At 51.7% G+C, this 9788-nt stretch carries 9 protein-coding genes and 1 other annotated feature; of the genes, 5 read left to right on the top strand and 4 right to left on the bottom strand.

What is annotated here, in order from left to right:
- The first annotated feature begins 117 nt into the window (after positions 1-117).
- Positions 118-1188, top strand: a complete 1071-nt coding sequence (aroF, locus tag FDX14_RS11350) for a 3-deoxy-7-phosphoheptulonate synthase AroF (protein WP_042313300.1) — start codon at positions 118-120, stop codon at positions 1186-1188.
- Between the two features lie 10 nt (positions 1189-1198).
- The gene (gene tyrA / locus FDX14_RS11355) at positions 1199-2320 is read left to right on the top strand and encodes a bifunctional chorismate mutase/prephenate dehydrogenase (RefSeq protein WP_044699550.1); all 1122 of its coding nucleotides are present in this window, start codon (positions 1199-1201) and stop codon (positions 2318-2320) included.
- A gap of 42 nt (positions 2321-2362) precedes the next feature.
- On the opposite strand, the gene pheA is transcribed toward tyrA, so the two are convergent.
- The 4 genes from pheA to bamD all read right to left on the bottom strand — a co-directional run bounded on the left by pheA (position 2363) and on the right by bamD (position 5101).
- A complete protein-coding gene (pheA, locus tag FDX14_RS11360) occupies positions 2363-3523 on the bottom strand; it encodes a bifunctional chorismate mutase/prephenate dehydratase (protein ID WP_038642743.1) in 1161 nt (386 codons plus the stop codon).
- A gap of 22 nt (positions 3524-3545) precedes the next feature.
- Positions 3546-3671, bottom strand: a sequence feature (Phe leader region).
- Positions 3623-3670, bottom strand: coding sequence for a pheA operon leader peptide PheL (gene pheL, locus FDX14_RS11365; RefSeq protein WP_100250063.1), 48 nt, complete (start codon positions 3668-3670; stop codon positions 3623-3625). It overlaps the preceding feature by 48 nt.
- 102 nt (positions 3672-3773) lie before the next feature.
- A complete protein-coding gene (raiA, locus tag FDX14_RS11370; RefSeq protein ID WP_003031244.1) occupies positions 3774-4112 on the bottom strand; it encodes a ribosome-associated translation inhibitor RaiA in 339 nt (112 codons plus the stop codon).
- A gap of 251 nt (positions 4113-4363) precedes the next feature.
- Positions 4364-5101, bottom strand: a complete 738-nt coding sequence (gene bamD / locus FDX14_RS11375; protein ID WP_005130417.1) for an outer membrane protein assembly factor BamD — start codon at positions 5099-5101, stop codon at positions 4364-4366.
- A 131-nt stretch (positions 5102-5232) separates the two neighbouring features.
- Between bamD and rluD the strand changes: the two genes are divergently transcribed.
- The 3 genes from rluD to clpB all read left to right on the top strand — a co-directional run bounded on the left by rluD (position 5233) and on the right by clpB (position 9644).
- Entirely contained in the window at positions 5233-6213 is a 981-nt protein-coding gene (rluD, locus tag FDX14_RS11380; RefSeq protein ID WP_042313304.1) for a 23S rRNA pseudouridine(1911/1915/1917) synthase RluD, read from the top strand.
- The gene (yfiH, locus tag FDX14_RS11385; protein WP_042313307.1) at positions 6210-6941 is read left to right on the top strand and encodes a purine nucleoside phosphorylase YfiH; all 732 of its coding nucleotides are present in this window, start codon (positions 6210-6212) and stop codon (positions 6939-6941) included. The genes rluD and yfiH overlap by 4 nt, the downstream gene beginning before the upstream one ends.
- Positions 6942-7070: 129 nt before the next feature.
- The gene (clpB, locus tag FDX14_RS11390) at positions 7071-9644 is read left to right on the top strand and encodes an ATP-dependent chaperone ClpB (protein ID WP_137349539.1); all 2574 of its coding nucleotides are present in this window, start codon (positions 7071-7073) and stop codon (positions 9642-9644) included.
- Positions 9645-9788: the final 144 nt, after the last annotated feature.

Genomic DNA, 9788 nt, shown 5'->3' on the forward strand with positions numbered 1-9788 from the left:
GCATGATGTAAAGTAAAATTTACGGATTATGGATTGAAATCTTTACCTGTTGTGATATCGTTATTTCCTCCTCGCTGAGGATCAACTATCGCAAACGAGCTAAACAGGATCACCATCATGCAAAAAGACGCGCTGAACAACGTACATATTACCGACGAACAGGTTCTGATGACTCCGGAGCAGCTGAAAGCTGAATTTCCGCTGAGCCAGGCGCAAGAGGCGCAAATCGCCCAGTCGCGTAAAACCATTTCAGATATTATCTCCGGTCGCGATCCGCGTTTGCTGGTGGTATGTGGTCCGTGCTCCATTCACGATCCTGAAATGGCAATTGAGTACGCTCGTCGATTTAAAGCCCTTGCCGCAGAGGTCAGCGATAACCTCTACCTGGTGATGCGCGTCTATTTTGAAAAACCCCGTACTACCGTTGGTTGGAAAGGGTTAATTAACGATCCTCATATGGATGGCTCTTTTGATGTTGAAGCAGGACTGAAAATTGCGCGTCAGCTGCTGCTTGAACTGGTAAATATGGGACTTCCGCTGGCAACTGAAGCTCTGGATCCTAATAGCCCGCAGTACCTGGGCGATCTGTTTAGCTGGTCAGCAATCGGTGCGCGTACCACGGAATCACAGACTCACCGTGAAATGGCTTCTGGTCTTTCGATGCCGGTTGGCTTTAAGAACGGCACTGACGGCAGCCTGGCCACCGCTATCAACGCCATGCGTGCCGCGGCGCAGTCACACCGTTTTGTCGGTATTAACCAGGCAGGGCAGGTAGCGCTGCTGCAAACTCAGGGCAATCCGGACGGTCATGTGATCCTGCGTGGCGGCAAAGCGCCGAACTACAGCCCGGCAGATGTTGCCCAATGCGAAAAAGAGATGGAGCAGGCGGGACTAAGACCTTCCCTGATGGTAGATTGCAGTCATGGTAACTCCAATAAAGATTACCGCCGTCAGCCTGCCGTGGCTGAATCCGTGATTGCGCAAATCAAAGATGGCAATCGCTCGATCATTGGTTTGATGATTGAAAGTAATATTCATGAAGGCAACCAGTCTTCCGAACAGCCGCGCAGCGCAATGAAATACGGTGTGTCCGTAACCGATGCGTGCATTAGCTGGGAAATGACGGATGCGCTGCTGCGTGAAATTAGCCAGGATTTAAACGGCCAGCTGTCGGCGCGTGTAGCATAAGAGGTTGGTTATGGTTGCTGAATTGACCGCATTACGCGATCAAATTGATGAAGTCGACAAGGCGCTGCTGGATTTGCTGGCACGCCGCCTGGAGCTGGTTGCTGAAGTCGGTGAAGTAAAAAGCCGCTTTGGGCTGCCGATTTACGTGCCGGAGCGGGAGGCCTCTATGTTGGCTTCACGCCGTGCGGAAGCGGAAGCCCTTGGTGTACCGCCGGATCTGATTGAGGATGTGCTGCGCCGGGTTATGCGCGAGTCTTACTCCAGTGAAAATGACAAAGGATTTAAAACGCTTTGTCCTTCTCTGCGGCCGGTGGTGATCGTCGGCGGCGGTGGTCAGATGGGGCGTCTTTTCGAAAAAATGCTCACTCTGTCAGGTTATCAGGTGCGGATCCTGGAACAGCAGGACTGGGATCGCGCGCCGGAGATCGTCTCTGATGCAGGCATGGTGATCGTCAGCGTGCCGATCCACGTCACTGAGCAGGTGATCGCCAAATTACCGCGTCTGCCGTCTGACTGTATTCTGGTCGATTTGGCATCGGTGAAAAATGGTCCTTTACAGGCGATGCTGGCAGCGCACGATGGTCCGGTGCTGGGGTTACATCCCATGTTTGGTCCGGACAGCGGCAGTCTGGCAAAACAGGTGGTTGTCTGGTGTGATGGACGTCAGCCGGAAGCCTATCAGTGGTTCCTGGAACAGATTCAGGTCTGGGGCGCGCGGCTGCATCGGATCAGCGCCGTTGAACACGACCAGAATATGGCGTTTATTCAGGCATTGCGTCACTTTGCGACCTTCGCCTATGGTCTGCACCTGGCGGAAGAAAACGTGCAACTGGAACAATTGCTGGCGCTCTCTTCGCCGATTTACCGCCTTGAGTTGGCGATGGTTGGACGCCTGTTTGCCCAGGATCCGCAGCTTTATGCTGATATCATTATGTCGTCTGAGAGCAACCTTGCGCTGATCAAACGCTACTATCAACGTTTTGGTGAGGCGATTGGTTTACTGGAGCAGGGCGATAAGCAAGCGTTTATCGACAGCTTCCGTAAGGTGGAACACTGGTTTGGCGATTATGCGAAACGCTTCCAGAGCGAAAGCCGTACTTTGCTGCGCCAGGCGAATGACAGCCGTCCTTAAGTAAGATGCCGGATAAGCCTGGCGCCATCCGGCATTGTCACGTTAACTCGGATCGACCGGCACCACGTTCTCACTCGGGTAACATCCCAGCACCTTCATCGAACGCGTAATCTCCCCCAATTCCTTTAACGCTTTTTGCATTTGGGGGGATTCCAGATTGGCCTGGATATCAAGATAAAACATCTCTTCCCATGGATTGCCGTGAATCGGGCGTGACTCCAGTTTAGTCATAATCAGATTATGGTTGCGCAGTACCAGCAGCGCTTCAACCAGCGCACCGGCCTGTTGGCCTGTTGCCATCAGCAGCGTGGTTTTCGCCGGAACCTGGTCGGAAACATTGATAGCCTTGCGTGCCAGTACCACAAAGCGGGTGATGTTTTGTGTCTGGTTAGCTTCGATATGCTCGAGAACCTGCAAACCATACAGTACGCCTCCGGCTTCGCTCCCCAGTGCGGCTACGCGCGGTGAGTTAGCTTGTGCAACTTTTTCCATTGCCGCTGAGGTGCTTTCGGTGTACTCAATCTTCCAGTGTGGGTAACGGCTCAGGAACTTGCTGCACTGTTGGAACGGCTGCGGGTGGCTGTATACCGTATCAATGGTCTCGAGATCGGTTGTGCCGGATACCAGTACGCAGTGGTCAATCGTAATAGTCATCTCGCCAACGATAGACAGACTGGTGTGCTGCAGCAGGTCGTAGACGTCGTTAATCCCACCGGAGCTGGTGTTTTCAATCGGGACGACCGCATAGTCAGCTTGTCCGGTTTCGACCTGATTAAAGATATCGGCAAATTTCGCGCAGCCGCTTTCAATGAATTGTTCAAAATGACGGGCAGCATACTGACGTGCGGCGAGGTGTGAGTATGAGCCTTTTGGTCCAAGGAAGGCGACGCGCGCGGAATGCGGGTTAATTTTGTTCAGGTGTTGCTGGAGCAGTGCCTGCTGAGTCAGGACGGAGTCTTCGATAATCAGTTGGAACAGGCGGGTGATATAGTGCGCGTCGAGATGATGCGCTTTGCCAAGCTGAATCAGTCGGTCTAACAGATCGCGTTCGCGGTCGATATCACGTACCGGACGATGTGAAAGCAGTTTAGCTTTACCGACTTCTACGGCCAGCCCACGCCGTTCAGCCAGCAGGGCCAGTAATTTTTCATCCAGCGAACTGATTTTATCGCGCAGCGCCAGCAATGGGTTTTCCGATGTCATAGTGTTGCCTTTCTTGTTATCAATAAAAAAGGCCCCCCGTTGTGGGAGGCCTTATTGTTCGTCTTCGCATTCTTTATCACACGACGAAACGCCTCCCATTCAGGGGAAGGTAAAAAAGAATGCGAAGAAGAACGGGACAAGTTTCATGTAATTTTCCTTTGGCTACGTCAGTAAAGTACCCGTACTGTTTTCACCCTGTCAACAAAAAACGCGCCCGAAGGCGCGTTGGCGATACACTCAATGTAAGGGACTACTCTTCTTCTGCTTCGACGAAGTTGGCGTCTTTGACTGAAGTTGTTGCACGACGGGCTTCGCCTTTGTGCTGCACTTTATTGAGCTGCCGTTCCAGCTTGTTGATCAAATCGTTAATTGCGGTGTACATATCCTCGTGTTTTGCGCTGGCGACCAGATGTCCGTTCGGTGTATTGATGGTGGCATCAGCAATGAAACCCTGTGGCTCCTTAGACAGAATGATATGTGGATTAATCAGATGAGTTTGCCATTTTTCAAGTTTGGCGAGACGGTCTGCGACATGCTGGCGAATTGCCGGAGTAATTTCCATTTGTTTACTGGTAATGTTCATTGTCATAAATTTTACCTCTTGTCTTTCCCGTCTTGGTGATTCCAGCATACCGTTCTTAATGTCAAAATGCGTGATTTAAATCACATTATTTTGTCGCTTTTTGTCAAGAAAACCTTTTTGTGAGGCACCGCAGGAACAAGCGATTTTTTACTTGAGGAATAGCAGAAAGCAGGCCATATTTGATGAGATGCGTCGGAGCTAAACCGCTTCAGTTATGGCGTAAACGGATAAAAAAACGGCAGCCCTTGGGGGGTAAATCAGGTATTACTGCTGTTGGCGGCAATGATTTTCGCTACTTTTTCTGCCTGCGCATTCATTTGCATCTGGCGATAAGCGTTTTCCATCAACGGTAGAGCATCACGTGTTGCCTGGGTATCCGGGTAGTCGCGCAGCATGCCTTCCACACGGTTTACCACCGCCACCCATGCGCCACGGGCAGTGTAATATTCCGCAACGGAGTATTCATACTTCGCCAGACGATCTTTCAGGAACACCAGACGTTTAGTGGCGTCAGTGGTGTACTGGCTGTTCGGATAGCCACGTACCAGTTTGGAAAAGTCATTAAACGCAGCTCGGGCATGTTGTGGATCGCGATCGCTGCGATCAACCCCAAAGAATCCTTGCAGTGCGCTATCATCCAACGCCATATTGGTCAGGCCACGCATATACATGACATAATCAATGTTAGGGTGTGTCGGATTAAGACGAATAAAACGATCGATGGCAGCCTGAGCAAGTGGCAGATCGGCGTTTTTGTAGTAGGCGTAGATGAGATCTAATTGCACCTGCTGAGAATACGGTCCAAATGGATAACGGTTATCCAACGCTTCCAATTGCGTTATTGCCTGTTTCCAGTTACCGTCCTGCAGCTTTTGCTGAGCAGTCGCGTAGATTTCATTTGGCGGATTATCGGGCACCTCTTCCTTTGAACCAGAGCAACCCGCCAAAAACAGGCTCAACGTGGCTGCTGCCACCAGATATTTCATGCGCGTCATGACGTTTTGACTTTCCTCAAAATGTTTTACGGGAGATTCTCTGTTCCTGCTCCCGGTTAAGACCAGCTACAATAGCACACTATATTAAACGGCAAAGCCGTAAAACCCAACGTTAAACAAAGAAGCAGTTTATGGCACAACGAGTAGAACTCACCGCAACAGTCTCCGAAAATCAGCTCGGTCAACGCTTAGATCAGGCTTTGGCCGAATTGTTCCCTGATTATTCGCGATCGCGCATAAAAGAATGGATCCTCGACCAGCGCGTGCTGGTAAATGGCAATCTTTGCGATAAACCGAAAGAAAAAGTGTTGGGTGGAGAGCAGGTCTCCATCAATGCAGAAATTGACGAAGAGGTTCGTTTTGAGCCTCAGGATATCCCGCTGGATATCGTGTATGAAGATGACGATATTCTTGTTATCAACAAACCGCGTGACCTCGTGGTGCATCCGGGTGCAGGCAATCCTGATGGCACGGTATTGAATGCGTTGCTACATTACTACCCGCCAATTGCGGATGTTCCTCGTGCGGGTATCGTCCATCGTCTGGACAAAGACACGACCGGATTAATGGTGGTGGCAAAAACCGTTCCGGCGCAAACGCGTCTGGTGGAGTCATTACAGCTGCGCGAAATTACCCGTGAGTACGAAGCCGTGGCGATTGGTCATATGACAGCGGGCGGAACCGTTGAAGAGCCGATTAGCCGTCACCCGACCAAGCGTACACACATGGCGGTACACCCGATGGGTAAACCGGCGGTGACGCACTATCGCATTATGGAACACTTCCGTGTGCACACGCGTCTGCGGTTGCGTCTGGAAACCGGACGAACGCACCAGATCCGCGTGCACATGGCGCATATTACCCATCCGCTGGTGGGCGATCAGGTCTACGGCGGCCGTCCGCGTCCACCGAAAGGCGCTTCTGACGAATTTATTTCCGTATTGCGTAAGTTCGACCGTCAGGCGCTGCACGCGACCATGCTGCGTCTGTATCACCCGATTTCCGGTATCGAAATGGAATGGCACGCGCCAATTCCGCAAGATATGGTGGAACTGATTGAAGTGATGCGCGCTGATTTCGAAGAACATAAGGATGATATTGCCTGGTTATGAGTAAGCTAATTGTCCCGCAGTGGCCGCTACCGCAAGGTGTTGCGGCATGTAGTTCTACCCGTATTGGCGGTATCAGTATGCCGCCTTATGATTCGCTGAATCTGGGCGCCCATTGCGGCGATAACCCGGAGCATGTCGAAGAGAACCGCAAACGACTGTTTGCTGCGGGCAATCTGCCTTCAAAGCCAGTCTGGCTGGAACAGGTCCACGGTAAGGACGTCCTGAAACTGACGGGCGAGCCGTACTCATCCAAACGTGCGGATGCGTCATACAGCAATACGCCGGGCACGGTGTGTGCGGTGATGACGGCGGACTGTCTGCCCGTATTATTTTGTAATCGTGCAGGTACGGAAGTTGCGGCGGCTCATGCGGGTTGGCGTGGATTATGCGCCGGCGTGCTGGAAGAGACGGTGGCGTGTTTTGCCGACAAACCTGAAAATATTATTGCCTGGCTAGGCCCGGCGATTGGCCCGAACGCGTTCGAAGTGGGGCCAGAAGTCCGCACAGCGTTTATGGCGAAAGATTCGCAGGCGGACCTCGCATTTGTACCGCGCGCAGACAAATATCTGGCGGATATCTACCAGCTTGCGCGCCAGCGTCTGGCAAATGTTGGTGTGACGAACCTCTATGGCGGTGACCGTTGCACCTTCAGCGAAAGTGAGACTTTCTTCTCTTATCGTCGCGACAATACCACGGGGCGTATGGCAAGTTTTATTTGGCTGATATAACCTAAAGAATCAAGACGATCCGGTACGTGTAATTTTCTTTTCACATAATTCAGGTCATTCACCTTGAATAATTGAGGGATGACCTCATTTAATCTCCAGTAGCAATTTTGACCTGTTATGGGAGGAGTTATGCGTCTGGATCGTCTTACTAATAAATTCCAGCTTGCTCTTGCCGATGCCCAGTCACTTGCATTGGGGCACGACAATCAATTCATCGAACCACTTCATCTAATGAGCGCCTTGCTGAATCAGGAAGGGGGATCGGTACGTCCTTTATTAACCTCTGCTGGCATTAATGCCGGCCAGTTACGTACAGCCATTGACCAGGCGCTGAGCCGCTTGCCGCAGGTAGAAGGCACCGGCGGTGATGTGCAGCCTTCTCAGGATCTGGTGCGCGTACTGAATCTTTGCGACAAGCTGGCGCAAAAACGAGGGGACAACTTTATTTCGTCAGAACTGTTCGTTCTGGCGGCGCTTGAGTCACGCGGTACGCTGACCGATTTATTAAAATCAGCAGGGGTGACGACCGCCAATATCACTCAGGCAATTGAACAAATGCGTGGAGGTGAAAGCGTGAATGATCAGGGAGCTGAAGACCAACGTCAGGCCTTGAAAAAATATACCGTCGATCTGACCGAACGCGCCGAACAGGGCAAACTCGATCCGGTTATCGGTCGTGATGAAGAAATTCGCCGCACCATTCAGGTGCTGCAACGTCGTACTAAAAATAACCCGGTGTTGATTGGTGAACCTGGCGTCGGTAAAACTGCCATCGTTGAAGGGCTGGCGCAGCGTATTATCAACGGCGAAGTGCCGGAAGGCTTAAAAGGCCGCCGCGTACTGGCGCTGGATATGGGCGCGCTGGTGGCCGGGGCGAAATATCGTGGCGAGTTTGAAGAACGTTTAAAAGGTGTGCTGAACGATCTCTCTAAACAAGAAGGCAACGTCATTTTGTTTATTGATGAGCTGCACACCATGGTTGGCGCGGGTAAAGCCGATGGCGCCATGGACGCCGGGAACATGCTGAAACCGGCGCTGGCGCGTGGGGAACTGCACTGCGTAGGCGCAACCACGCTCGATGAATATCGTCAGTACATCGAAAAAGATGCGGCGCTGGAACGTCGTTTCCAGAAAGTGTTTGTGGCTGAACCTTCAGTAGAAGACACCATCGCCATTTTACGTGGTCTGAAAGAGCGTTATGAGCTGCACCACCATGTGCAGATCACTGACCCGGCAATTGTGGCGGCAGCGACGCTGTCTCACCGCTATATTGCCGACCGTCAGTTGCCGGATAAAGCTATCGACCTAATCGATGAAGCGGCATCCAGCATTCGTATGCAGATTGACTCCAAGCCGGAAGAACTGGACAGACTCGACCGCCGTATTATCCAGCTCAAACTGGAACAGCAGGCATTAATGAAAGAGTCTGATGAGGCGAGTAAAAAGCGTCTCGATATGCTCAACGAAGAACTGGACGACAAAGAGCGCCAGTATTCTGAGTTGGAAGAAGAGTGGAAAGCGGAAAAAGCCTCGCTATCTGGTACTCAGACGATTAAGGCTGAGCTGGAGCAGGCGAAGATTGCCATTGAGCAGGCGCGTCGTGTGGGCGATCTGGCGCGGATGTCCGAGCTGCAGTACGGTAAAATTCCGGAGCTGGAAAAACAGCTGGAAGCCGCTACCCAGTCGGAAGGTAAAACTATGCGTCTGTTGCGTAACAAAGTGACCGATGCAGAAATTGCTGAAGTGCTGGCGCGTTGGACGGGGATCCCGGTTGCCCGCATGCTGGAAGGCGAACGGGAAAAACTGTTGCGTATGGAGCAGGAGTTGCACAGCCGTGTGATTGGCCAGAACGAAGCGGTTGAAGCGGTATCTAACGCGATTCGCCGTAGCCGTGCTGGGCTGTCTGACCCGAACCGTCCGATTGGTTCATTCCTGTTCCTTGGGCCGACCGGTGTCGGTAAAACTGAACTGTGTAAAGCGCTGGCAAACTTTATGTTCGACAGTGACGATGCAATGGTGCGTATCGATATGTCCGAGTTTATGGAGAAACACTCGGTGTCTCGTCTGGTCGGTGCGCCTCCGGGATATGTCGGCTACGAAGAGGGCGGTTATCTCACTGAAGCAGTGCGCCGTCGTCCTTACTCTGTCATCCTGCTGGATGAAGTGGAGAAAGCGCATCCGGATGTGTTCAACATTCTGCTGCAAGTGCTTGACGATGGTCGTCTGACTGACGGGCAAGGGAGAACGGTCGACTTCCGTAATACGGTGGTCATCATGACTTCGAACCTGGGGTCCGATCTGATCCAGGAACGTTTTGGCGAGCTTGATTACAGCCACATGAAGGATATGGTGCTGGGCGTTGTGAGCCATAACTTCCGTCCGGAATTTATCAACCGTATAGATGAGGTTGTGGTATTCCATCCGTTGGGTGAGCAGCACATTGCTTCTATTGCTCAGATCCAACTGCAGCGTCTGTATAAACGTCTGGAAGAGCGTGGCTATGAAATCCATATCTCTGACGAAGCGCTCAAACTGCTGAGCGCGAATGGTTACGATCCGGTATATGGCGCGCGTCCATTGAAACGCGCTATCCAGCAACAGATCGAAAACCCGCTGGCGCAGCAAACTTTGTCTGGGGAGCTGATTCCTGGCAAAGCCATTCGCCTGGAAGTGAACGACGACCGTATCGTGGCAGTGCAGTAAGTCACAAAACGACAATAAACGAGCCCTGCGGGGCTCGTTTTTGTTTAAAAACCAGGCAAAAATAGAAGGGTTGAGTAAAAAGTAATCGTTTGATAAGTTTTTTGTATTTTTAACTTGTCAGCCTGAAATAACTCCCTATAATGC

This window comes from Citrobacter sp. wls710 (genome assembly GCF_005281115.1).
Taxonomy (GTDB): Bacteria; Pseudomonadota; Gammaproteobacteria; order Enterobacterales; family Enterobacteriaceae; genus Citrobacter; species Citrobacter werkmanii.

Coding starts and splice junctions, on each gene's coding strand:
- aroF (WP_042313300.1), top strand. CDS start 118: ATGCAAAAAGACGCGCTGAACAACGTACATATTACCGACGAACAGGTT.
- tyrA (WP_044699550.1), top strand. CDS start 1,199: ATGGTTGCTGAATTGACCGCATTACGCGATCAAATTGATGAAGTCGAC.
- pheA (WP_038642743.1), bottom strand. CDS start 3,523: ATGACATCGGAAAACCCATTGCTGGCGCTGCGCGATAAAATCAGTTCG.
- raiA (WP_003031244.1), bottom strand. CDS start 4,112: ATGACAATGAACATTACCAGTAAACAAATGGAAATTACTCCGGCAATT.
- bamD (WP_005130417.1), bottom strand. CDS start 5,101: ATGACGCGCATGAAATATCTGGTGGCAGCAGCCACGTTGAGCCTGTTT.
- rluD (WP_042313304.1), top strand. CDS start 5,233: ATGGCACAACGAGTAGAACTCACCGCAACAGTCTCCGAAAATCAGCTC.
- yfiH (WP_042313307.1), top strand. CDS start 6,210: ATGAGTAAGCTAATTGTCCCGCAGTGGCCGCTACCGCAAGGTGTTGCG.
- clpB (WP_137349539.1), top strand. CDS start 7,071: ATGCGTCTGGATCGTCTTACTAATAAATTCCAGCTTGCTCTTGCCGAT.